This window comes from Albidovulum litorale (genome assembly GCF_025751495.1).
Taxonomy (GTDB): Bacteria; Pseudomonadota; Alphaproteobacteria; order Rhodobacterales; family Rhodobacteraceae; genus Albidovulum; species Albidovulum litorale.
This window is the reverse complement of record NZ_JAOWKZ010000003.1, coordinates 803962-825620: the sequence shown is the minus strand read 5'-3', so window position 1 is coordinate 825620 and position 21659 is coordinate 803962. Positions and strand designations below refer to the sequence as shown.

Below are 21659 nucleotides of genomic sequence, written 5' to 3'. Positions count from 1 at the left end.
TCAGTTCCAGCAGGACACAAGCACGGTCATGTCGCGCCCGAGCATGGTCAGGTCCTCAGGGGCAAGTGCTGCGGTGCTTGCGGTCTCAGCCACCGGTTCGGCGACCAGCCCAGCCCCGGCGAGCGCCGCCCGGATCGTGGTTCCGTCGAGCGCGAGGCCGACATCCTCCGGCAATACCCGGCTGCCATCCTTGTCACGCGGCAGAAGCATACCCACGACGGCACCCGTCGCGTCGAGAACCGGGCCACCTGCATCGCCGTCAAGCGTCCTGACCGAGAGGCGGGTCAACTGTTCCTCACCGCCGAGCCCGCGCGTATCGGCGAGCGTGCCGAAACTCATCACCGCAGTGTCGAGCGCATCCTGATAGGAGAAGCCCGCAACGGCGATTTCGGAATTGATCCGACCAGAGCTGAGAGTGGCCCGCGCCCGTGGCGCAAGCGATGTGCGGGGCTTGAGAACGGCAAGGCCGGTCGCAGCATCATGCAGAACCGTGTCCGCCTCGATCCCGCCGTCGAGCGTCAGACGGCGGCATTCGGCGATCACCTCATCCGTCGTCGCGACCAGCCCGGTGCCGTCGAGATAGAACCCGGACCGCGACAGCGCCGGACGGCGGATTTCCAGACCGGACATCAGTTTCGCATGATCCTCGGCCAATGGCGTGCCGAGCCCCTCATCCAGGGCGGTATCGCCGAGAGAGCGGAAGGATGCCTTCATCGCCTCGACCACCCGGGCTGCCCGGTCCGCTTCGGCAGCGGGCCATACAAGCGTAAAGCCCTTGATCGTCCCGCCCGCAAGTTCGGCCTGGCTGTAGGATTGCAGGCGGTCATTCTGGCCGGTCAGCACGAACGATGTCGCGTTCAACTGGCGGTCGCCCGAGACCGGAACGATTTCAAGCGTCTGCATGATGTCATAGAGCCCGGACAGCGTCGCCTGATCGCCCTTTTGCGAAATCAGCAATGCGCGGAACCCGGACCCGTCCTTTTCGCCGTAATGGACGAAGGGCGGCTGATAGCGGTCGAAGGATATCAGCGCGAGGGGCAGGGCAATCTCGATCCCTGCCTCGTCCTCGGTCACGGTTTCTAGCCCGATCGCCGCGAGGTCGACCTGATAGGCAGCCATGAGCTCGGCGCGCTGGGCGGTCGTGAGGATGCCGGACGCCTCGTATCCTTTCGCGGCCTGCCACGCGCCCATCGACCGGCGGGTGCCGGCACCGAAGGCGCCGTCGATGGCGCCGGTATAGAACCCTTCCCATTGCAGGGCTTCCTGCAGCGCGCGGCGTTCCTCGGCCAAGAGCAGCGCCTCGGACCGGCGCGCCTCGTTCGGGGTTTCGTCCGGCAGGGCCGAGGGCTGGGTCGCCGTCAGGGTGTCGACAGCGGGCGCTTCGGGTTGCGGCAGGGCAGCGGTGCCGCCAACGGGCCAGAACTGGCTGCCGAAGCGGGAACCGGTGGCGATGTAGCTGTCTGCCGGGATCAGCCGTTCGCTTTTCAGCAGAAAGAGCTGACGCTCAGCCTCCTCAGGCGTGAAGGGGCCCAGCACGACCGCATACCAGCCGGTCGTCATCGCGAAACCGTTCACGTTGGGAAAGACGCCTGAATAGGCGCGGGCGCGTTCCTCGCCTTCGCGCAGGGACGGTTGCGCCTCAATCTGTACCCATGTTTCCTGAGCCTCGGCCGCAACGGCGGCAATCATCATCAGAAATCCGGCAACCAGGCCCGTAAAACGCATCCCTAAAAACCCCTTGTCGTTTCTTATCGGAACGAATCCGGTCCCAAACCTAGCAGTCTCGCTGGCGGCGTCACGTCACAATCGCCTCGCCGCCGATTGACCGCCCCGCACCTGTTGCCTATTGAGAACGCGCTTTCGCCCGAGGACAGGCCAGACATGACCACGACAGCCCCCCGTTCGTTCCAGGAGATCATCCTGAGGCTTCAGACCTACTGGGCCTCGAAGGGCTGCGCCGTGCTGCAACCCTATGACATGGAGGTCGGCGCGGGCACCTTCCATCCGGCGACGACCCTGCGCGCGCTCGGCTCGCGTCCCTGGGCCGCGGCCTATGTTCAGCCGTCGCGCCGCCCGACCGACGGGCGCTATGGTGAGAACCCGAACCGGCTGCAGCACTACTACCAGTATCAGGTCATCATCAAACCCTCGCCGCCCGATCTTCAGGCGCTTTATCTCGGTTCGCTCGCCGCGATTGGCGTGGATGCGAGCGTCCATGACATCCGCTTTGTCGAGGATGACTGGGAAAGCCCGACGCTTGGCGCATGGGGTCTCGGGTGGGAGGTCTGGTGCGACGGGATGGAGGTCAGCCAGTTCACCTATTTCCAGCAGGTCGGCGGGCATGACTGCCACCCGGTCTCGGGCGAACTGACCTACGGGTTGGAGCGTCTGGCGATGTATGTGCTGGGCGTCGATCATGTGATGGATATGCCGTTCAATGATCCCGACGCGCCGATCCCCCTGAAATACGGCGATATCTTCCGCCAGACGGAACAGGAATATTCGCGCTGGAACTTCGATCAGGCCGATACCGGAGTGCTTCTGAAGCATTTCGAGGATGCCGAGGCCGAATGCGAACGCATCCTTGCCGCGGATGAGACCGACGGCGCAGGTCGCCGCATCGTCATGGCGCATCCCGCCTATGACCAATGCATCAAGGCCAGCCACCTCTTCAACCTTCTCGACGCGCGGGGCGTGATCTCGGTCACCGAGCGGCAGGCCTATATCGGCCGGGTCCGCGCGCTTGCGAAGAAATGCGCCGATGCGTTCGTGACGACCGAAGCGGGTGGCGCTTCGGAAGGCCGGGCGGCGTGAACGGAAAGATCGTTGCGGGGTTCATCGTGGTAACGGCGTTTCTGGCCGGCATCGGCCTCTACTATGTTCAGGAATACGCGTATTACGCGCCGGTGGAGCCCGCCTCCGCCGCCGCTGAAATCCGCCTGACCGCCTTGTCGGGCGCGGTGGAGCCGGTGCCGACGGACGGTTTCGAGGGGATCGATTCCGACAGCTCCCCCCTGCGCTTCCGCGCCTGTTTCAAGGTGCCGATGTCGCTCGCGCTGATGACCGAGACCTATGCCGACTATCCCGGTGCCGAACCACTGATCGGCCCGCGTCAGTTCCCCTGCTTCGATGCGGAACGCATCGGTGCCGATCTGCAATCCGGCGCGGCTTTGGCCTTCCTCTCGGAAAAGAACATCCATCCCGGTGTCGACCGCGTTGTCGCGGTCTATGCCGATGGCCAGGCCTTTGCCTGGCACGAACTCAATGAAACGGCGGAGAAGTAAATGCCCGACCTTCTCATCGAACTCTTCTCCGAGGAAATCCCCGCCCGGATGCAAGGCAAGGCCCGCGAGGACCTGAAGAAACTGATCACCGACGGGCTGGTCGAGGCCGGGCTGACCTATACGGGGGCGCATGCGCTCTCCACCCCGCGCCGCCTGACGCTGGCGGTGGAGGGGTTGACGGCGGAAAGCCGCGCCGTGCGCGAGGAGCGCAAAGGTCCCGCGACCACCGCGCCCGAGCAGGCGGTGCAGGGCTTCCTGCGGTCGACCGGGCTGACGATGGACCAGCTGGAGATACGCGACGCAGGCAAGGGGCAGGCCTATTTCGCGGTGATCGAAAAGCCGGGGCGCAAGGCGGCGGAGATCGCCGCCGGGGTGCTTGAGGCCACCATCCGCAATTTCCCCTGGCCGAAGTCGATGCGCTGGGGCGCGGGAAGCTTGCGCTGGGTGCGGCCGCTGCATTCGATCCTGTGTTTGCTGAGCGATGAGGGCGGGGCGGAGGTCGTGGCGCTTGACATTGACGGCATCGCATCAGGCAACACAACGCGCGGCCATCGCTTCCTTGCGCCGGAGGCGTTTTCTGTAACGTCTTTTGAAGATTACGCGGCGAAGCTGAAGCTCGCGAAGGTGATGCTCGACCCCGACGAGCGGGCCGAGCATATCTGGCACGACGCCACCAACGCGGCCTTCGCCGCCGGGTTGGAGGTGGTCGAGGATAAGGGCCTGCTGACCGAGGTCGCGGGGCTTGTCGAATGGCCGGTCGTGCTGATGGGCAGGATCGGCGAAGATTTCCTTGGCCTGCCGCCTGAGGTGTTGCAGACCTCGATGAAGGAGCACCAGAAGTTCTTCTCCTGCCGCAATGCGAAGACGGGGCGGATTGAGGGCTTCGTCACGGTCGCAAACAATGAACCCGCCGACCACGGGGCAACGATCCTTGCGGGAAACCAGAAGGTTCTGTCAGCGCGGTTGAGTGACGCAAAGTTCTTCTGGGAAAATGACTTGCGGACCGTTGCTCAGACGGGTCTGGAAGGCATGGCCGACGGGTTGGCCAATGTCACCTTCCACAACAAGCTCGGGTCTCAGCGCGACCGCATCGACCGGATCGAGGCGCTGGCGCGCGAGATCGCGCCTTTGGTCGGCGCCAAGCCCGACCTCGCTGCCGAAGCCGCGCGGGTCGCCAAGGCCGACCTGCAATCGGCGATGGTCGGCGAATTCCCCGAACTGCAAGGCACGATGGGCGTCTATTACGCCAAGGCCGCCGGGCTGCCTGACGCGGTGGCGAATGCCTGCAAGGAACACTACCAGCCGCTCGGCCCGTCCGACGCCGTGCCGAGCGATCCGGTCTCGATCGCCGTGGCCCTCGCCGACAAGATCGACACGCTGACCGGTTTCTGGGCCATCGACGAGAAGCCCACCGGGTCGAAGGATCCGTTCGCGCTGAGAAGGGCGGCGCTCGGGGTGATCCGGTTGGTGTTGGGGAACGAGTTGCGACTAGATTTGGGCAGGGTTATTCACGCGTCACGCGACGTTGAGATTGAACAGCAATACGGGAAGTCCATTAAGAGCCTAACAGAGCAGTTTGTGCATGACTATTCCGAGGCCGCTCAGACTCTCGCAGAGCTTAGAGCCTTAGAGGGAGGCGATGTCTATCATATCAATCAGATCTGGGAAGCTCTGGAAGATGCGGAAGATCAAACCCGAGTAACTAGGGAACAGGCCGAGCAAATTGCAGCCGCCTACGCCGGGCGCGGTATGCAGGTAGACACGCAAGGCGTTTGGATTATTCGCGATGACCTCCTCGCCTTCTTCCACGACCGGCTCAAGGTCCATCTGCGCGACGAGGGCATCCGGCACGATGTCATCGACGCCTGCCTCGCCATGCCCGGCAATGACGACCTGACGCTTCTGGTCAAACGCGCCGAGGCGCTCTCTGCCTTCCTCAAGACCGATGACGGCGGGAACCTCATTCAGGGCTTCAAGCGCTCGAACAATATCCTGAGCCAGGCCGAGGAAAAGGACGGGGTGGAATACAGCTTCGGCGCCGATCCGAAATTCGCCGAGGATGCCTCTGAACGCACACTCTTCGCCGCGCTCGACACGGCAGAGGCCGCTATCGCGCCCGCGATGAAGGATGAGGATTTCGGTGCGGCCATGTCGGCGATGGCCTCCCTCCGCGCGCCCATCGACGCGTTTTTCGAGGCCGTGCAGGTCAATACCGACAATGAAATCGTCCGGCGCAACCGGCTGAACCTGCTCAGCCGCATCCGCACGATCTGCCTCAGCGTCGCGGACCTCACGAAGCTGGAAGGTTAGGCCCCGCCCGGCGGAAACGCAGGGCAGCGCCCGACCCTCCCCCCGGGAGGGCGCTTCACGCCCACACAGGGTCGGGCGCTGCCCTTATTTCTATTACCCTTCCGCCGTGAACTGCGCCGTGGCGACAGTCCAGCCCTGCGGCCCCTCCACCAGCACCGCCGACAAGATCGCACCGACGCGGCCTGCATCGGACCCGTCGGCATTGACGATGCCCGACAGCACATAGCGCTGCATCACCTGTGCGGCACCCGGAGCGAGCGTGCGCTGCTTGGTCCGCCCGGTCACGAGTTTCGCCCGCGAAAAGGCGCCTGCCATCTCGCCCGCCAGCGTCTCGGCAATGGCCTTGCGCCCCTCGGCCCAGTGGCCGGTCAGCGTCAGGAAATCGGCATCTTCGGCAAATAGCTCGGCCATGGCGCGCGCGTCGCGGGCAGACCATGCGTTCGCGAATGCGCGGGGGAAGGCGTCGGGGGCGGGCAGGGTCACTGGTTCACCTCCACCACCTTGCCGGGGTTGAGGATGCCATCGGGATCGAGCGCCCGCTTGATCCGCGCCATCACCTCCCATGCCTCACCATGTTCCATCGCCATCAGGTCCTTCTTGCCGAAGCCAATTCCATGTTCGCCGGTGATCGTGCCGCCGAGGCTGAGCGCGCGTTCCGCCATCTTCCGTGCCAGCGCCTTGGCGGTTTTCAGCTCTGCCTCATTGCCGCGTTCGATCAGCAGGACCGCATGGAAATTGCCGTCGCCGACATGGCCAAGAATCGGCCCCGTCAGGCCGCTTGCCGCGATATCGGCCCGGGTTTCGCGCACGGCCTCGGCCAGCCGCGAGATCGGGACGCAGATATCGGTGACAAGACCGAGGGAGCCGGGGCGGAAGGCGAGGCAGGCGGGGTAGGCCCCGTGGCGCATCTTCCAGAGCCGATTCCGGTCCTCCGTCGTCGTCGCCCAGTCGAAATGCGCGCCGCCCATCTCGGCCACGACCTCGCCAAACCGTTTCGCATCCTCGGCGGCGGAGGTCTCAGACCCGTGGAACTCCACCATCAAATGGGGCTTTTCGGGCAGGGAGGTGCCATTGGCGGCGTTGAAGACAGCGGCGGCGGTTTCGTCGAGGAACTCGATCCGGGCCATGGGTATGCCCATCTGGATCGTCGTGATGACAGTCTGAACCGCGGCCTCAAAATCCTCGAAGGCGCAGACGGCGGCGGAGATCGCCTCGGGCTGGCCATGGAGCTTGAGCGTCAGTTCGGTGATGATGCCGAGCGTGCCCTCGGAACCGACGAAGAGGCCGGTAAGGTCGTAACCTGCCGAGGATTTGCGCGCGCCCGAGCCGGTGCGGATGATCCGCCCGTCGGCCAGCACGACCTCCAGCGCCATGACGTTGTCGCGCATCGTGCCGTAGCGCACGGCGGTGGTGCCCGAGGCGCGCGTCGCGGCCATGCCGCCAAGCGAGGCATCGGCGCCGGGATCGACCGAGAACATCAGCCCCGTGGCGCGCAGTTCGGTGTTCAGCGCCTCGCGCGTCAGCCCCGGCTGGACGACGGCCTGCATATCTTCGGCCCGGACCTGCAGCACCCGGTTCATGCGCATGAGGTCGAGGCTGATGCCGCCACGGATCGCCAGTGCGTGGCCTTCCAGCGAGGTGCCGGTGCCCCAGGCGGTCACCGGGCAGTTGTGGCGCGCACAGGTGGCGACGATGCGGGCGACCTCTTCGGTTGTCTCGGGGTAAGCCACGGCATCGGGGGGTGTGTCGGGAAACCATGCCTCGTTCCGGCCATGCTGGTCACGTTCGGCCTTGGACCGCACGAGGCGATCTCCTAAGAAGGTTGCAAGTTCGGCAAGCGCTGCGTCGTGGGGCATGAAAACCTCGGGGATGGGCGCGGCGACCCTAGGCCAAGCGGGCGGCCCGGGGAAGCCCTGAGAAATCGGCCCCGCGGAAATGTGCCGGGTGACGGAAGAGACCCCGAACTGGACCCGCCGACAGGCATTGGCGGTTCGTGCCGAACTGGCGCGGGCGCTGGACGTGATGCGGAAGCGGGGGCCGAGCCAGATCCAGTTCTGGTTCATCGCTTTGGCGATCGGGATTGGTGCGGGTGTGGCGGCCTTGGCCTTCCGCAAGGGGATCTCGGCGCTTCAGACCTTTCTTTACGGCAGCGATGATCTGCGCCTTGCCTCGGTCGCCGGCGAGTTGCCGTGGTGGTGGGTGCTGGCTGTGCCGATCCTCGGCGGGCTGGTTGTGGGGCTGATCCTCGACCGGTTCACGCCGGATGGGCGGGTCCGGGCGGTGGCCGATGTGATCGAGGGCGCGGCCTTGAACGCCGGGCGGGTGGAGCGGCGCGCAGGACTTGCTTCGGCGGCGGCCTCGCTGATCACGCTGAGTTCCGGCGGGTCTTCGGGGCGGGAAGGCCCGGTCGTGCATCTGGCTGCCGTGATCTCCACCTGGGTGTCGAACCGGATCAATGCGAACGGCATTACCGGACGGGACCTTTTGGGCTGCGCCGTGGCTGCTGCGGTGTCGGCCAGCTTCAACGCCCCGATCGCGGGGGCGATTTTTGCGCTGGAGGTGGTCCTGCGCCACTTTGCCGTTCATGCCTTTGCCCCCATCGCCATCGCCTCGGTTGCCGGCACCGTCATCAACCGGCTGGAATTCGGCGGCGTGACCGAGTTCATGCTGCCCGGTGAGGGCGGGTTGGCCTTCTATGCTGAATTGCCGGCCTTCCTGCTGCTTGGCCTCGTTTCGGGGCTTGTCGCCGTGGCCTTGATGAAGTCGGTGATCTTTGCCGAGGATGTGGGCAACAGCGTGCAGAAGGCGCTTTGTATTCCACGCTACCTGCGACCGATGCTTGCGGGGGCCGTGCTTGGCGCCATCGCGATCCCGTTCCCGCATATCATCGGGGTCGGGTACGAGACGACGTCGGCCGCGTTGACAGGCCAGATCGGGCTGGGCGCAGCGGTGCTTTACGCTGTGGTCAAGGTCGTGGCCGTCGCGGTGACGATGGGAGGGCGCATGGGGGGCGGCATGTTTTCGCCCGCGCTCGTCGTCGGGGCCTTGACGGGCCTCGCCTTTGGCCTGATCGCCACAAGTGTACTGCCGGAAGTGTCGGGGGCAGAGACGATCTATGCATTGGCCGGAATGGGTGCGGTGGCGGCTGCGGTTCTGGGCGCGCCGATCTCCACCACGCTGATTGTTTTCGAACTGACGGGCGACTGGGAAACCGGGCTGGCCGTGATGACCGCTGTGTCGCTGTCGACCGCGCTTGCCTCGCGTCTGGTCGACCGGTCGTTCTTCCTGACCCAGCTTGAACGCCGGGGTGTGCATCTTGCGGCCGGACCGCAGGCCTATCTTGCAGATACGATCCGCCTGTCGGCGATCCTGCGGGGGATGGACCATCGCCGCGCCGCGCCCGAAGCCGTTTGCCGCGAGATGATCGGCGAGGGCACGATGCTGGGCGAGAACCAGACGCTTGAGACGGCTTTGCGGACATTTGAGGCAACCGGGGCCGATTTCATCCCGATTATCCGGAAATCACCGGGCGAGGATGAGCCGGAGCTGCTGGGCGCGGTGTTCCAGACGGATGCGCTGCGCGCCTATGCCAAGGCGCTGGCCGACACTGCGGCCGAGGAACACAGCTGACAGTCGCGCCTTCTTACAGCCTCTCGACCGTGACCTTGTCGGGGTAGAAGGCGAGGTGGCCTGCGATTGCCTCCATTCCCTCTTTCGGGGTCTCGTAGCTCCATGCGGCATCGGCGATGGGCCCGCTTTTGGCGGCGATGGTGAAATAACTCGCCGTGCCCTTGTGTGGGCAGACCGTCTGCTTTGTGCTTGGGTCGAGAAAGGCCATCGCGATGTCGTCGCGGGGGAAGTAGATCACCGGGTCATAGCTTCCTTCGGAAAGTTCCAGCGCCCTCTTGCTTTCGCCGATTACCGCACCGCCCGCGCGGACCACCCATGTGCCGCCCGCTTCCCTGATCCTGATATGGTCTGCCATCTCGCACCTCTGATTTCGCCCTTGCGGGCAGCTTTGCCGAACAGTCTTTCAGGAATATGTCAGACCTGTTTTGTCGCCTCGGCGAGCCAGTCGCGCGCCGGCGCCGAGACGCGCGGGCCGATCCGCTCCGCCACCTCGGCGTGATAGGCATTGAGCCATGCCCGTTCGCCCTCGGTCAAGGCCTCTGCGTCGATCAGTCGCCTGTCGATGGGGGCGAAGGTCAGGGTCCGGAAGCGCAGCATCGCGCGGTGATCGTCGCCGCCGGGCAGTGCGGGGGCATCTTCGACAAGCACCAGGTTCTCGATCCTTATGCCGAAGGCCCCCTCGCGGTAATAGCCGGGTTCGTTCGACAGGATCATGCCGGGTTCCAGCACGACATCGCCCGTGCGCGACAGGCGCTGCGGCCCCTCATGGACAGAAAGATAGCAGCCGACGCCATGGCCGGTGCCATGGTCGAAATCCTGACCCGCAAGCCAGAGGTTGTAGCGCGCGATGGCGTCGAGATGCTGGCCAGCGATGCCTTTCGGCCAGCGCAGGCGGGATATGGCGATCATGCCTTGCAGCACACGGGTGAAGGCGGCCTTTGCTTCCGTGTCTACGGGACCGACGGCGACCGTACGGGTGATATCGGTCGTGCCGTTCAGGTACTGGCCCCCGGAATCGATGACCACGATCTCGCCCGGCCGCAAGGGCCGGTTCGTATCTTTCGTCACCCGGTAATGCATGATTGCACCATGCGGGCCGGTGCCGCAGATCGTCTCGAAGCTGATTTCCTTGAGCTGGTTCGTCGCCCGCCGGAATCCTTCCAGCGCCCGGACCACGTCGATCTCGGTCAGCCCGCCGCCCGGCAGTTCCGCGTCGAGCCAGGCGAGGAACTCGACCATCGCCGCGCCGTCGGTCAGATGCGCCTCCTCCATTCCGGCAATTTCGGCCGCGCTCTTTTTCGCCTTGGGGAGCAGACAGGGATCGGCGGCCCAGCTGATGGCGATATTCGCGTCCTCAAGTTCGCGCGCAACCTGCAGTGGTGCCGTCGCCCGGTCGACGCGGACCGGGCCGGTCAGCGTTCGAAGGGCAGCGGCGAAGGCCGATGGCGGGCGTAGCGTCACTTCGGGGCCGAGATGCGTCCGGACCGCGTCCGATAGTTTCTCGGGCGCGATGAAGAGCGTCAGCCGCCCGGTCGCATGCAGGATCGCGAAGGCCTGCACGACCGGATTGCGCTCGATATCCGAGCCCCGAATGTTCAGGAGCCACGAGATCGAGTCTGGCAGGGTCAGTACGACCGCATCCTGTCCGGCGGCGGCCAGTTCAGCGCCAATGCGGATGCGTTTCGCCTCGGCGCTTTCGCCCGCAAGATCGAGGGGCTGAACAGCGACCGGCCCCTTCGGTGGCTGGGGCTGATCGGCCCAGATCGCATCGACGAGGTTCCGTTCGGGGCATAGCGTGATGCCGCTGCCCTCAAGCGCCGCTTCCAGCTCGGCGATTTCCTTCTTTGTGTGCAGCCAGGGGTCGAAACCGATGCGTCCGCCTGATTTCAGCTGCTCCTTCAGCCAGCTACCGGGTTTGATATCGGGCCAGGGTACGGGCGCGTAGCTTGCAAGATCGACCTGCGCCTTGACCTGCGTCCGGTAGCGGCTGTCGATGAAGACACCCGCGATTTTCGGCAGGACGATGCAGAACCCGGCAGAGCCGGTGAAGCCGGTCAGCCAGGCCAGCCGTTCATCCGCAGGGGCGACGTATTCACCCTGATGAGCGTCGGCGCGTGGCACGATGAACCCGTCGAGCCCGGCCCGCGCGATTTCGCCGCGGAGCGAGGCAAGCCGCGGTGGCCCCTGTTCGGGGCGGGCAGTGTTTTCGAAACTCTGGAACATGGACACCCCGTCGCGGATCTGCCCCTCGGGGCCGGAACGCTCTTTCCTAGCAAGACAGCGCCGTGACGGGCAAGCGGGGTTGGACGCGGAGGCGCGCGTTCAGGACCGAAGCTGAAGCGAGGGAATGACGAGTACGACCGGGCCGATCAGAAGCAAGCCGACAATGGCGATGCGCACATAGCTGAGATCGCGTGACCTGAGATAGTCATCCCACGCCTCGCGCAGGGTCGGCAGGGGATCCAGCCGGCGATGGGCCAGACCGGGGAACAGGAACGCCACGAAGAACATCACCAGCCAACCGGAGGCGGTCGCCAGGAAAAACGGGTGGTCGATCCGTCCGTTCAGGGGCGATTCCGGGCTCAGGACGAGGTGGAACGTGAAAAGCGCGACCCGGACGAAGATCGCGACCATCAGCATATCGAGGATGAGCCGACCCGGGCCGTAGCGGAGGCGGGCCAGCAGCTTTTCGAAGTGGTGGTAGGTCATGAAGATCACCCCCGCCAGACCCGCACCGAGCCAGTCGGCGATCGCCATCGCGCCGTCCAAAGTTGTCGGACCGTTCCGCAGGGCGATCAAGGCAGCATCGGTCTTCAGCAGGCTGACCGCAAGAAGCAGGAAGCCGGTTGCGAACTGCACCAGATAACACAGTGAGGATTCAATCCATCGCAGGAGGATATAGGCCGGATGCACCATGGGTCGGCTTCGGAAAGGGTTGATTCGCACCAATCCTAGGGCCACATGTTGGAAAAACCGTAAACAGGTGTCAGCTCACCCGGCCTTGCGCATCCCCATGACCCGGGCGCGAGCCCGCGGATCGCTGTCGAACAGGCTGGCAAGCTGTTCCGTCATCGCACCGGCCAGCTGCTCCACATCGGTGATCGTGACTGCGCGCTGGTAATAGCGTGTCACGTCATGGCCGATGCCGATGGCGATCAGTTCCACCGCCTTGCGCCGTTCCACCATCGCGATTACGTCGCGGAGATGTTTTTCGAGATAATTCGCGGGGTTGACGGACAGAGTTGAGTCGTCGACCGGTGCGCCATCCGAAATCACCATCAGGATCTTTCGCTGTTCGGGCCGACCGATCATCCGCCGATGCGCCCATTCCAACGCCTCGCCGTCGATGTTCTCTTTCAGGAGCCCCTCCTTCATCATCAGCCCCAGATTGGGCCGGGCGCGGCGCCATGGTGCATCGGCGCCCTTGTAGATGATGTGGCGCAGGTCGTTCAGCCGCCCGGGCTGCTGTTCGCGCCCCGCCGCCAGCCAGCGTTCACGTGCCTGACCGCCCTTCCAGGCGCGGGTGGTGAAGCCGAGGATCTCCACCTTGACCTGACAGCGTTCGAGGGTACGGGCCAGAACATCGGCGCAGATCGCGGCGATCGAGATCGGGCGGCCGCGCATGGACCCGGAATTGTCCAGAAGCAGCGTCACACAGGTGTCGCGGAACTCGGTGTCCTTCTCGACCTTGAAGCTGAGGGGGGTCGTCGGGTTGGCGACGACGCGTGCCAGACGGCCCGCATCGAGTATACCTTCCTCAAGATCGAACTCCCACGACCGGTTCTGCTGTGCCTGCAGGCGGCGCTGAAGCTTGTTGGCCAGCCGCGACACGGCGCCTTTCAAGGGTTCGAGTTGCTGATCGAGATAGGCGCGAAGGCGCTCCAGCTCGGCGGGTTCGGCCAGCTCCTCGGCTTTGATTTCCTCATCGAAATCTGTGGTATAGACGGCATAGTTCGGGTCGGCGTCCGAATAGGGGGCAGGGGGCGGCGGCTCCAGCGGTGCCTCGCCCTCGGGCATCTCGGCCTCGTCGCCATCCTCCATCTCGGCCATCTCGTCCATCGAGACTTCGGCCTGGGACTGGTCGTCCTGATCTTCCTGGCTCTGCTCGGGGCTTGCCTCCGATTCCTCGGACTGATCGTCGCCCTCTTCGCTTTCCGGCGTCTCCTGCTCTTCCTCCTGCGCCTCGTCGCCCTCTGCTTCGTCCTCCAGATCCGGATCGTCGCCCAGCTGGTCGCCGTAGCCGAGATCCTTGATCACCTGCCGGGCAAGGCGGGCGAAGGCGGCCTGATCGGCCAGAACGTCGCCCACATGGTCGAGCGTGCCGCCGGCCTGTTCCTCGATGAAGGGCCGCCAGAGCTCCATCACGTTCTGCGCCCCGCCGGGCATGTCGCGGCCCGTGGCAAGGTGGCGGACGAGGTACCCCGCGGCCTGTGTGAGCGGCGCGTCCTGCGCGGCGCGGATCTGGTCGTAACCGCGCTTGGCGGCCTCGGCCCCGATCTTGGCGTCGATATTGCCCAAGGTGCCCGGCATGTCGCGGGCGCCCACGGCTTCGCAGCGTGCGGTTTCCATCGCCTCATAAAGGTCGCGCGCCATCTGGCCCTGCGGCAGGTATTTCGCGGCGGTCTTGGGGTTGTGATAGCGGTGGCGGAGCGCGAAGGCATCGGCCGTGCCGCGCGCGATCAGCACCTCATCCCGCGTCATCCGGCGCGAGACCTGCGGCAGGCGCATATTCTCGCCCGCCATGCCCGGCGGATCGACGGAGTAGGAGACCGTCAGGTCCGGATCGTCGGCCATGGTCTTGGTGGCCTCGGCGAGCGCCTTCTTGAACGGATCGGCGGGGTTGTCGGAGCGTTGGGTCATGTGCCGCACCTAGCAGTCTGCGCTGACCAAAAGTCTTTCAAAGACTTTTGGCAAATTCCTATCAAAGGAATTTGCGCGCGTTTCATCACCGGATGCTCTGGCTCGCAGCGCTCTCCGGCAGTTCCTCGTCAAAGCAGCGCTGGTAGAACTCGGCGACCGTCTGCCGCTCCAGCTCGTCGCATTTGTTGAGGAAGGTCAGCCGGAACGCATAGCCGAGATTGCGGAAGATCTCGGCGTTCTGGGCCCAGTTGATCACGGTCCGGGGCGACATGACGGTCGAAAGATCGCCGTTCATGAAGGCGGTGCGGGTCATGTCGGCGACCGTCACCATCTGACCGATCTGCTTGCGGCCCTTTTCGGTGTTGTAATGCGGGTTCTTAGCCAGAACGATCGCTGCCTCGGCATCGTGGCTGAGGTAGTTCAGCGTGGCCACAAGCGACCAGCGGTCCATCTGCGCCTGGTTGATCTGCTGGACACCGTGGTAAAGGCCGGTCGTATCGCCCAGACCCACGGTGTTCGCGGTGGCGAAAAGGCGGAACGACGGGTTGGGTGTGATGATCTCGTTCTGATCAAGCAGCGTCAGCTTGCCGTCATGCTCCAGCACCCGCTGGATGACGAACATCACGTCGGCCCGCCCCGCATCGTATTCGTCAAAGACGATGGCGACCGGGTTGCGAAGCGCCCAGGGCAGGATGCCCTCGTGGAACTCGGTCACCTGCTTGCCGTCGCGCAGCTTGATCGCGTCCTTGCCGATCAGGTCGATCCGGCTGATATGGCTGTCGAGGTTGACGCGCACACAGGGCCAGTTCAGATGCGCGGCGACCTGTTCGATATGGGTCGATTTGCCGGTGCCGTGATAGCCCTGGATCATCACCCGGCGGTTATAGGCAAAGCCAGCGAGGATGGCCAAGGTGGTGTCCGGGTCGAACTTGTAGGTCGGGTCGATCTCCGGCACGCGGTCGGAACGGTCGGCGAAGCCCTTGACCTTCATCTCGGTGTCGATCCCGAAAACCTCGCGGACGGAGATTTCCTCGGTGGGTTTCGCGGTCGTATCCAGCATCGTCCTGCCCATGTCCAAAACGCGCCCCGGACGGGCCCCGGGCGCCACCGCGCTTTGATGGAGCATAACGGCGGGGGGTGCAAGGGTAGGGGGCGAAGTCGCGCGGCCAGTTTCCGACATTATTTAGGGCCAGCGGGGGACGTGATCACGCGATTGCTATCCGGTCGGGGCTATCTTTTACCGCAGTACGGCCTTCGTTCAGGGCATAGTCAGGTCGTTCATGCCCGCGATGAGAGATGGAGTGGAATGATGGTGACACGCAGGGCCATGCTGGCTTTGAGCTTTGGGGCGCTCGCCGTGATGGCGGGGGCGAAGCGGATGACCGCAGCCGAAAGCTTCGAGGTGTCGAAGACCGACGCGGAATGGCGCAAGATCCTGACCAAGGCGCAATACTGGGTCCTGCGGGAAGAGGGGACCGAGCGCGCGTTCTCGAGCCCTCTGGACAAGGAACAGCGTGCGGGCACCTATCACTGCGCCGGCTGTGACCTGCCGCTTTACTCCTCCAAGGCCAAGTATGACAGCGGCACCGGCTGGCCGAGTTTCTGGGAGCCTTTACCGGATGCAGTTGGCACCAAGCCCGACTGGGGCATCCTCGGCAAGCGGACCGAGGTTCACTGCCGTCGCTGTGGCGGGCATCTGGGCCATGTGTTCAATGACGGGGCGAAGCCGACCGGAAAGCGCTATTGCATGAATGGTCTGGCGATGGTGTTCAAACCGGCCTGACCGGGCCAGCCTGTCGACGAAGCCAGCGCAGGAATGTTCGGACCGGTGCGCGGTTCGGTTCTGGAACGGTCTCCAGGAAATAGACGCCGAAATGTGGGTCGGGGAAGAACTCGACGAGAGTGCCAGCGCGTATCTCAGCCTCGACGAATGGTCGTGCGGTATATGTGACGCCATCTCCGCGCCGCACGGCTTCCATGATCAGGTTGCCCGGCATTTGCGATGCCACGGGTGGTTTGGCAGTTTCACCCGCCTTACGCAGAAACCAATCCATGGCCTCGTCAGTGCCCAGCTCTTCGAGCCAGGGCAGGTCGGCCAGCTGGCTGGCTCGGGTGATTTCGAGTTCTCCAACTATGCCAGGCGTGCAGACCGCGACCATGTCGGCGAGGAGCAGCACGTCGATATCGGCGAGGTCGGGAAGGTTTTGGCGATCCGTGTATCGCACTGCGATCTCGACGCCTCCCGGGTGGAGTTCGAGAATTTCGGAAGTCGGCATCAGCGTGAGCGCAATGTCCGGATGACGGCGCTTGAAGTCGGGGAGACGGGGCATCATCCAGCTGATGGCGAATGCCGGAGACATCGACACCTTTACCGGGCGTCGACCCTCGTCACCCGTAAGATGACCGATGCCAAGCTCGATTATCGCGAACCCGTCCGCCAGATCCCGCGCCAGTGTTTGACCCTGTGGGGTCAGGATCACGCCCCGGCCGCTGCGTTCGACAAGCGCCACGCCAAGTCGGTTCTCAAGTGCGCGAACCTGCTGCATCACCGCCCCGTGCGAGACGTTCAGCGCACGTCCGGCGGCGGCGTAGCTGTCGTTCTCGGCCAGCGCGAGAAAGGCGCGCAAGCTGTTCAAAGGGGGTATGTCGGTCCACTTCATCTGTCAGATATTCTAACAGATATCGAAAATTACTTAATCGCTTTCTTCCTGCTGGTCTGGAAAACTCACGGGCGTGAAGAGGGAACTGGGGGTGATCATGGCGATCGAGGTACACGACGGGGGCTGTATGTGTGGAGCGGTGCGCTACCGGCTAAGCGGAGCTTTTACGTATTCCGCCCATTGCCATTGCCGGTCGTGCCAGCGCGCCGTCGGGGCGGGGTTCGCCACCTATTCCGCGGTCGCGCCGGAAAACTTTTCCGTCACCAATGGCAAGCTTGCGATCTACCGGTCTTCGCCCGGAGTGGAGCGCGGGTTCTGCAGAAAGTGCGGTACTTCCCTTACCTATGGAGGCGAAGCGTGGACCGATATCGCGGTAATGACTGCGACGCTCGATGACCCCGCTGCTGCGGCGCCGACCTCGAATGTTTACCTTGACCACAAGCAGCCGTGGGTCGCGCTCGACGACGCTTTGAAAGCGTTTTCGAAGTTCCCCTGATACCCATTCGAACCCGAGTAAGTAAGGAGCCTATCATGGCCAAGACCTACAGTTATGCCTGTGCGGATTACGAAGGAATGGAGGACTGCCCCGGCAAGGTGACCGCCGCGACCGAGGCGGAGGTTTGGCAGCTCTTGGAAACCCATGCACGGATTGCCCACGGTGAGGATCCTTCTGCATGGAGCGACGAGGATCGCAAGTTTATTGGTGAACTTATCAAGGAGGGCTGAGGTCAATCGCGGAAGTTGCGGCTGTCCTTGATCTGGTCCCAGGCCCAGACGACCTCCTGCAAGCGCTCCTCGTCGTCGCGGTTGCCGCCGTTCATGTCGGGGTGAAGGTCCTTGACGAGGCTCTTGTACTGCTTGCGGATCTCGATCTTGGTCCAGCTGTCCTTGGCCTCAAGGATATCTAGCGCCTTACGCTCCGTGGGCGGCAGCTTGCGGCCAACCACGGCGCGGCCCGGATTCTGGGTCGCATTGGCGCCGAGGATCTCCATCGGGTCCTCGATGCCGAGCCGCGCCCAGGCGCGGTCCTCGTCGCCCTTCTTGGCGAAGGGCTTGGTCTCGCGTCCCCAGACCCGGTCCTTGTCGAGAAACTTCTGAAACTCCTCGTCGCTGGTGCCGTGGAAGAAGTTCCATTTCAGATTGTATTCCCGGATATGTTCCTTGCAGAACCAGAAATAATCTTCGAGCTGGTCGGGCGATTTCGGGGCGCGGTACTGGCCCGCCTCTTCGCAGCCTGCGTGATCACAGGCGCGCGTCGAGGTCTCGAACGCGCCTGACATGCCACGCCGCCCCTTTGACCGCTTCTTCTTGTCGGAGGCGGCGGAAATATCGAAACCGAAAGGATCGGGTCTGGTCATGCTCTGGCCTCGGACTTTGGCTTTTTCGACTCGGGGGCCAGAGTTTAGGCTATTTCTCGGCGCAGAGAAGGGGGAGAAGCACGAAAATACCGGTTTGTGAGACTATCCGCATCGGGCCGGACATACAAAAGGGCCGGAAACTGCCGGTTCCAGCCCGCCGGGACGACCGGGTTTCGCGCGGAATCACGCGTCCGGACCGGGAACCATCAGTCGTTCGGGGATATAGCGTTTGCGACCGCGCGACAGGCGATGCGGGCGGGCTTGAGCTTCGGGCAGGGTCGCAGGGGCGGTCGGGACGTTGCCCGGCAGGACGTCGTTCACCGGACGGCGGAACACCATGACCTGTTCTTCATCGGCGACTTTGAGGACCAGCATGCGGCGGCGGGTAACCGGCACCCGGTCAAAACGCATGAACTCCCAGCCAGAGGCAGACAGGAACGTCGCCTCGCTGTCAAGCGTGCCCGCAAGTCCACCCCGGTCATTCCTCAACTTGCCATTGAGCTTGACCTGCTGCGGGGTCGGAATGAATTTGTACTCATACATGTCTGGCTCTCACCGCCGATACCCGATCATTATGGCCCTCGCGGCAGCGGTGGAAAAGGAAATGCGGCGAAAAGTTGTCGGATTGGTGCCGCGTTTGGGGCGGCGCGATTCCAGAGTTCTGAATAAGTAATTGATATATATTCAAAAAAAATCGGATTGCGTGATGCGCCGGCTGAATTTCGCGTTGTTTTGCGGTTGTAAACAACGATTCCTCACGTTGTTCATTGCTGACGGATTCCGGACGCGTAGGGGCCGGTGATCATTGCGGCCAGTTCAGCGGGATTCGCGTTCTGGTCCTGCAGGCTGAGTTTGCGGTTCCGCAGGCCTGTCTTTCCGCGCGCTCGGTTCCAGTGTGAGCGCGGGCGCGCGTCCCTGCGGCTGTGCGGCGGTAAGAACCCGGCGCGGCGCTTCCTCGGTCAGGCGTGGGACCGCCCGGCGGAACACCAGGACGGAGTGATAGACCGTCGTCCGCTTGGTCAGGCCCGACCGTTCCTCGGACGGCAAGGTGTCGGCGCGCAGATATTCCCATCCATCGCGGGCTAACTCGTTCATGACAGAGGCGAGCGCATGGGCGAAGCGGTCCGGTCCGGTCTTGACCCCCGGCGCCTTCTCGCCCCGGTTGGGGGCGGGGATGACCCTGTATTCGTATTGCTGCATCGAAAGCCTCGTTCGCCTGCCTTCCCGGAACCGCCCTTAGCGGAAACGGGGGTATCGGGCAAGCATGATGGAAGTAAGCCGCCGGCGGAAAGGTGCCATTCTGATCTGAGAGATGATCGGCAAGATGCTGAAAACATATTGTTTTCAGAAAATCGCCTGTCAGGCTTTGGCGCATTTCACATGTCGGTGGTGAACCGGTGGCGATGCCGCTTCGACCTTTAGAGGCCGAGCTTTTTCGCCACCAGTTCGTTGACAGCTGCCGGGTTTGCCTTGCCGCCGGTCGCCTTCAGAACCTGACCGACGAACCAGCCCGCGAGCTTCGGGTTGGCCTTGGCCTTTTCGACCTGCGCCGGGTTTGCGGCGATGACCTCATCAACGGCAGCCTCGATCGCGCCGGTATCGGTGACCTGCTTCATGCCGTGTTTCGCCGCGACCTCGGCCGGGTCGCCGCCTTCGGTCCAGAGGATCTCAAAGAGATCCTTGGCCATCTTACCGGAGATCTCGCCCTTGGCGATGAGGTCAAGGACGCCACCAAGCTGGGCCGCCGAGATCGGGCTTTCGCCGATCGAATGGCCTTCCTTGTTGAGCCGTCCGAAAAGTTCGTTGATCACCCAGTTCGCGGCCTGCTTGCCGTCGCGGCCCTTGGCCACTTCCTCGAAGAAGGCGGCGTTTTCGACCTCGGCGGTCAGCACGTTCGCATCATATTCGGTCATGCCGTAATCGGTGACAAACCGCGCCTTTTTGGCGTCGGGAAGTTCGGGCATCGACGTGGCGATTTCGTCAACCCATGCCTGTTCGATCTCCAGCGGCAGGAGGTCGGGGCAGGGGAAGTAGCGGTAATCATGCGCCTCTTCCTTCGAGCGCATCGACCGCGTTTCGCCCTTGTCGGGATCGTAGAGCCGGGTTTCCTGCACGACCTTGCCGCCATCCTCGATGATGGCGATCTGGCGCCGCGCCTCATATTCGATGGCGGCTTGGATGAAGCGCATGGAGTTCATGTTCTTGATCTCGCAGCGCGTGCCGAGATGGCTGAAATCCTGCGTCGCCTGATATTTCTCATAGTCGCCCGGACGGCAGACCGAGACGTTGACATCGGCCCGCAGGTTGCCGTTCTGCATGTTGCCGTCGCAGGTGCCAAGGTAACGCATGATCTGGCGCAGCTTGCCGACATAGGCCGCCGCTTCCTCCGGCCCGCGAATATCGGGGCGCGAGACAATCTCCATCAGCGCGACGCCGGTCCGGTTGAGGTCGACGAAGGACATGGTCGGGTCAAGGTCGTGGATCGACTTGCCTGCATCCTGCTCCATATGAATGCGCTCGATCCGCACCCGGCGGGCGACGCCGGGGGCCATGTCGACGATCACCTCGCCCTCGCCCACGATCGGGTGGTAAAGCTGGGAAATCTGATAGCCCTGCGGCAGGTCGGGGTAGAAATAGTTCTTGCGGTCGAAGGCAGACACAAGATTGATTTTCGCCTTCAGGCCAAGCCCGGTCTTCACCGCTTGCGCCACGCAGAACTCGTTGATCACCGGCAGCATACCCGGCATGGCCGCATCAACGAAGGAGACGTTGGAGTTGGGTTCCATGCCGAATTCGGTCGAGGCGCCGGAGAAGAGTTTCGAGTTAGAGGCAACCTGCGCGTGAACCTCCAGCCCGATGACGAGTTCCCAGTCTTCCTTCGCGCCGGAAATCACCTTGGGTTTCGGGGCTTCATAGGTCAGGTCGAGCATGGGGCGGTCCTTCGGCTGTCCGGCCGCTTTCTAAGCGAGCAGAGCGGGCGAGACAAGAAGGGCTATCGCAGACCCCGCGCAGTCGCTTCGGCCTCGAAATCCGCCGCAGCCTCGGCAAAGGGAGCAAGGGACCATTCCAGCGACTGAACATAGCCGTGGCGGTCGGCGAAGTCGAAGCGCCATGCGCCGCCCTTCTTGAGCGTGGCGTATAGCTCCATCGCCTCAACCCCTGCGAAAATGCATGAACCGCCGGTCAGGCAGGCGGCGCGGTCGGTGGACCATACGGTTTCGCCCGCCCGTTCGATCCGGTTGCCACCGCGTGCAAAACGGGTGCCGGGTTCGGACCCGTATTCGATCCGTACACCGTCCGGTTCTGGCGTGACAAAAACGAAATGCGCGGCGAAATCGGGGCGGGGGGAGAAGACGTCGACATAGCGGATGTAACAGCGTTGATGCATCGACCCGCCTTCGGGGCGTTCGTCGCAGACCGAATCCCAAAGCCCGAAATGTATATGGTGCGTCACCACCCAGTCGCCCGGCGTGTCGTTGCCCTCCCGGTCCTGAGCATGGGCGGGCAGGGCGGCGAGGCAGAGGAGGAGGGCGAGGCGGCGCATCGGGATCCCATCG

General features: G+C 63.8%; 21 protein-coding genes. 7 read left to right on the top strand and 14 right to left on the bottom strand.

Features of this window, described 5'->3' with window-relative positions; translation table 11 throughout:
- Complete coding sequence (locus OEZ71_RS14940; RefSeq protein WP_263740792.1) at positions 1–1725, bottom strand: serine protease; 1725 nt, start codon at positions 1723–1725, stop codon at positions 1–3.
- A gap of 156 nt (positions 1726–1881) precedes the next feature.
- Between OEZ71_RS14940 and OEZ71_RS14935 the strand changes: the two genes are divergently transcribed.
- From OEZ71_RS14935 to glyS, 3 genes are read left to right on the top strand one after another with little or no spacing between them, the layout of a single operon-like run.
- Positions 1882–2814 (top strand): glycine--tRNA ligase subunit alpha, encoded by a 933-nt coding sequence (locus tag OEZ71_RS14935; RefSeq protein ID WP_263740791.1) that lies wholly within the window; start codon positions 1882–1884, stop codon positions 2812–2814.
- On the top strand, positions 2811–3284 hold the full coding sequence (locus OEZ71_RS14930) for a DUF6446 family protein (RefSeq protein ID WP_263740790.1): 474 nt from the start codon (positions 2811–2813) through the stop codon (positions 3282–3284). The genes OEZ71_RS14935 and OEZ71_RS14930 overlap by 4 nt, the downstream gene beginning before the upstream one ends.
- Entirely contained in the window at positions 3285–5594 is a 2310-nt protein-coding gene (gene glyS, locus OEZ71_RS14925) for a glycine--tRNA ligase subunit beta (RefSeq protein ID WP_263740789.1), read from the top strand.
- A gap of 93 nt (positions 5595–5687) precedes the next feature.
- Here glyS and OEZ71_RS14920 read toward each other — a convergent pair whose 3' ends face one another.
- On the bottom strand, positions 5688–6077 hold the full coding sequence (locus OEZ71_RS14920; RefSeq protein WP_263740788.1) for an SgcJ/EcaC family oxidoreductase: 390 nt from the start codon (positions 6075–6077) through the stop codon (positions 5688–5690).
- A complete protein-coding gene (locus OEZ71_RS14915) occupies positions 6074–7450 on the bottom strand; it encodes an FAD-binding oxidoreductase (protein ID WP_263740787.1) in 1377 nt (458 codons plus the stop codon). The genes OEZ71_RS14920 and OEZ71_RS14915 overlap by 4 nt, the downstream gene beginning before the upstream one ends.
- Before the next feature lie 88 nt (positions 7451–7538).
- Here OEZ71_RS14915 and OEZ71_RS14910 point away from each other — a divergent pair, with 88 nt between their 5' ends.
- Positions 7539–9224 (top strand): chloride channel protein, encoded by a 1686-nt coding sequence (locus tag OEZ71_RS14910; protein ID WP_412175634.1) that lies wholly within the window; start codon positions 7539–7541, stop codon positions 9222–9224.
- Between the two features lie 13 nt (positions 9225–9237).
- Here OEZ71_RS14910 and OEZ71_RS14905 read toward each other — a convergent pair whose 3' ends face one another.
- From OEZ71_RS14905 to cobS, 5 genes are all read right to left on the bottom strand, one after another.
- On the bottom strand, positions 9238–9579 hold the full coding sequence (locus OEZ71_RS14905) for a DUF427 domain-containing protein (RefSeq protein ID WP_263740786.1): 342 nt from the start codon (positions 9577–9579) through the stop codon (positions 9238–9240).
- Between the two features lie 59 nt (positions 9580–9638).
- Positions 9639–11447: an aminopeptidase P family protein gene (locus OEZ71_RS14900; protein WP_263740785.1), complete on the bottom strand. Its 1809-nt coding sequence runs from the start codon at positions 11445–11447 to the stop codon at positions 9639–9641.
- 99 nt (positions 11448–11546) lie between these two features.
- Entirely contained in the window at positions 11547–12140 is a 594-nt protein-coding gene (locus OEZ71_RS14895) for a hypothetical protein (RefSeq protein WP_263740784.1), read from the bottom strand.
- Between the two features lie 75 nt (positions 12141–12215).
- Complete coding sequence (gene cobT / locus OEZ71_RS14890; protein WP_263740783.1) at positions 12216–14084, bottom strand: cobaltochelatase subunit CobT; 1869 nt, start codon at positions 14082–14084, stop codon at positions 12216–12218.
- An 85-nt stretch (positions 14085–14169) separates the two neighbouring features.
- Positions 14170–15144: a cobaltochelatase subunit CobS gene (gene cobS, locus OEZ71_RS14885; protein WP_412175633.1), complete on the bottom strand. Its 975-nt coding sequence runs from the start codon at positions 15142–15144 to the stop codon at positions 14170–14172.
- 252 nt (positions 15145–15396) lie between these two features.
- Between cobS and msrB the strand changes: the two genes are divergently transcribed.
- Positions 15397–15867: a peptide-methionine (R)-S-oxide reductase MsrB gene (gene msrB, locus OEZ71_RS14880; RefSeq protein ID WP_412175640.1), complete on the top strand. Its 471-nt coding sequence runs from the start codon at positions 15397–15399 to the stop codon at positions 15865–15867.
- Here msrB and OEZ71_RS14875 read toward each other — a convergent pair.
- The gene (locus OEZ71_RS14875; RefSeq protein ID WP_263740781.1) at positions 15854–16744 is read right to left on the bottom strand and encodes a LysR family transcriptional regulator; all 891 of its coding nucleotides are present in this window, start codon (positions 16742–16744) and stop codon (positions 15854–15856) included. The two genes, msrB and OEZ71_RS14875, sit on opposite strands and share 14 nt — an antisense overlap.
- 73 nt (positions 16745–16817) lie before the next feature.
- On the opposite strand from OEZ71_RS14875, the gene OEZ71_RS14870 reads away from it, so the two are divergent.
- Positions 16818–17240 carry a GFA family protein gene (locus OEZ71_RS14870; RefSeq protein WP_263740780.1) on the top strand — a complete coding sequence of 141 codons (423 nt, stop codon included), beginning with the start codon at positions 16818–16820 and terminating at the stop codon, positions 17238–17240.
- Positions 17241–17275: 35 nt separating this feature from the next.
- Positions 17276–17470 (top strand): DUF1059 domain-containing protein, encoded by a 195-nt coding sequence (locus tag OEZ71_RS14865; RefSeq protein WP_263740779.1) that lies wholly within the window; start codon positions 17276–17278, stop codon positions 17468–17470.
- A 2-nt stretch (positions 17471–17472) separates the two neighbouring features.
- On the opposite strand, the gene OEZ71_RS14860 is transcribed toward OEZ71_RS14865, so the two are convergent.
- The 5 genes from OEZ71_RS14860 to OEZ71_RS14840 all read right to left on the bottom strand — a co-directional run bounded on the left by OEZ71_RS14860 (position 17473) and on the right by OEZ71_RS14840 (position 21646).
- Complete coding sequence (locus tag OEZ71_RS14860) at positions 17473–18102, bottom strand: J domain-containing protein (RefSeq protein WP_263740778.1); 630 nt, start codon at positions 18100–18102, stop codon at positions 17473–17475.
- Between the two features lie 183 nt (positions 18103–18285).
- A complete protein-coding gene (locus OEZ71_RS14855; protein ID WP_263740777.1) occupies positions 18286–18645 on the bottom strand; it encodes a hypothetical protein in 360 nt (119 codons plus the stop codon).
- A gap of 273 nt (positions 18646–18918) precedes the next feature.
- Positions 18919–19302 carry a DUF4177 domain-containing protein gene (locus OEZ71_RS14850; RefSeq protein WP_263740776.1) on the bottom strand — a complete coding sequence of 128 codons (384 nt, stop codon included), beginning with the start codon at positions 19300–19302 and terminating at the stop codon, positions 18919–18921.
- A gap of 218 nt (positions 19303–19520) precedes the next feature.
- Entirely contained in the window at positions 19521–21032 is a 1512-nt protein-coding gene (gene gatB / locus OEZ71_RS14845; RefSeq protein ID WP_263740775.1) for an Asp-tRNA(Asn)/Glu-tRNA(Gln) amidotransferase subunit GatB, read from the bottom strand.
- A 62-nt stretch (positions 21033–21094) separates the two neighbouring features.
- Positions 21095–21646, bottom strand: a complete 552-nt coding sequence (locus OEZ71_RS14840; protein WP_263740774.1) for a hypothetical protein — start codon at positions 21644–21646, stop codon at positions 21095–21097.
- Positions 21647–21659 lie beyond the last annotated feature (13 nt).

What these genes read in the sequence shown, in the direction of transcription:
- OEZ71_RS14850 (WP_263740776.1), bottom strand. Translation starts at nt 19,302, where the DNA reads ATGCAGCAATACGAATACAGGGTCATCCCCGCCCCCAACCGGGGCGAG.
- cobT (WP_263740783.1), bottom strand. Translation starts at nt 14,084, where the DNA reads ATGACCCAACGCTCCGACAACCCCGCCGATCCGTTCAAGAAGGCGCTC.
- OEZ71_RS14905 (WP_263740786.1), bottom strand. Translation starts at nt 9,579, where the DNA reads ATGGCAGACCATATCAGGATCAGGGAAGCGGGCGGCACATGGGTGGTC.
- OEZ71_RS14935 (WP_263740791.1), top strand. Translation starts at nt 1,882, where the DNA reads ATGACCACGACAGCCCCCCGTTCGTTCCAGGAGATCATCCTGAGGCTT.
- OEZ71_RS14860 (WP_263740778.1), bottom strand. Translation starts at nt 18,102, where the DNA reads ATGACCAGACCCGATCCTTTCGGTTTCGATATTTCCGCCGCCTCCGAC.
- OEZ71_RS14940 (WP_263740792.1), bottom strand. Translation starts at nt 1,725, where the DNA reads ATGCGTTTTACGGGCCTGGTTGCCGGATTTCTGATGATGATTGCCGCC.
- OEZ71_RS14915 (WP_263740787.1), bottom strand. Translation starts at nt 7,450, where the DNA reads ATGCCCCACGACGCAGCGCTTGCCGAACTTGCAACCTTCTTAGGAGAT.
- glyS (WP_263740789.1), top strand. Translation starts at nt 3,285, where the DNA reads ATGCCCGACCTTCTCATCGAACTCTTCTCCGAGGAAATCCCCGCCCGG.
- OEZ71_RS14840 (WP_263740774.1), bottom strand. Translation starts at nt 21,646, where the DNA reads ATGCGCCGCCTCGCCCTCCTCCTCTGCCTCGCCGCCCTGCCCGCCCAT.
- OEZ71_RS14875 (WP_263740781.1), bottom strand. Translation starts at nt 16,744, where the DNA reads ATGAAGTGGACCGACATACCCCCTTTGAACAGCTTGCGCGCCTTTCTC.
- OEZ71_RS14900 (WP_263740785.1), bottom strand. Translation starts at nt 11,447, where the DNA reads ATGTTCCAGAGTTTCGAAAACACTGCCCGCCCCGAACAGGGGCCACCG.
- gatB (WP_263740775.1), bottom strand. Translation starts at nt 21,032, where the DNA reads ATGCTCGACCTGACCTATGAAGCCCCGAAACCCAAGGTGATTTCCGGC.
- cobS (WP_412175633.1), bottom strand. Translation starts at nt 15,144, where the DNA reads ATGCTGGATACGACCGCGAAACCCACCGAGGAAATCTCCGTCCGCGAG.
- OEZ71_RS14865 (WP_263740779.1), top strand. Translation starts at nt 17,276, where the DNA reads ATGGCCAAGACCTACAGTTATGCCTGTGCGGATTACGAAGGAATGGAG.
- OEZ71_RS14855 (WP_263740777.1), bottom strand. Translation starts at nt 18,645, where the DNA reads ATGTATGAGTACAAATTCATTCCGACCCCGCAGCAGGTCAAGCTCAAT.
- OEZ71_RS14895 (WP_263740784.1), bottom strand. Translation starts at nt 12,140, where the DNA reads ATGGTGCATCCGGCCTATATCCTCCTGCGATGGATTGAATCCTCACTG.